This window comes from Aquimarina rubra (assembly GCF_042684305.1).
Classification (GTDB): Bacteria; Bacteroidota; Bacteroidia; order Flavobacteriales; family Flavobacteriaceae; genus Aquimarina; species Aquimarina rubra.
Map to the genome: position 1 here is coordinate 101,345 of NZ_JBHULE010000027.1, position 742 is coordinate 102,086.

Annotated in this window: 1 pseudogene; it reads right to left on the reverse strand. The window is 47.3% G+C overall.

From position 1 onward, the window contains the following. A pseudogene (locus ACFSR1_RS19595) lies at window positions 1-742 on the reverse strand (hypothetical protein); the annotation flags it as partial.

The following is a 742-nucleotide window of genomic DNA, read 5'->3' on the forward strand; positions in this document are numbered from 1 at the left end:
TGGTAATCCATCAGGGTCCACATCCTGGTAGTTCGGGATACCGTCTCCATCATCATCCCCGCTTGGATCGTTACCATCACTCTCCACCACATCAGGAATACCATCATTGTCATCGTCTTCATCTACATTATCTGCTATACCATCATTATCGGCATCTAAAATACTTCTGAAGTCAACCTCCGTCAGATCCGCATCATCCACATTGTCCGTACCAATGGCTCCCGTATCTAAATTATCATTGACATCTGGAGTAGCTCCGGTAGTGTCTACCGTATCAAAACCATCATCCAAACCATCGCCATCGGCATCAGTACCTACTGCGGTACCTTGACCGGCTTCAATCACATCATTGATCCCATCATTATCACTGTCTGTATCTAAGTAATCTGGAGTCGTGTCACTATCCGTGTCTTCAGGGGCTAAACTCGTACCTGCTACAAAACCTGCAGCCGTACATTCATCGGCATTACCATCCGCCGGAACCGTACCATCCGCTAAGTTACATACCGGATCATACGCATCATCAATACCATCATTGTCATTATCAGTACCACTTGGGGCAGTATAACCGGCTGTTGGCTGCGCCTCTACATTGTCCGCAATACCATCGTCATCCGCATCAATATCTAAATAGTCCGGACCGTCATTTACATTACCATCCGTATCAGTAACAACTGTCGTTACCGGATCGCCATCTACATTGCCTTGTGCAGGGTCCGGAATACCATCCGTACCAACACCG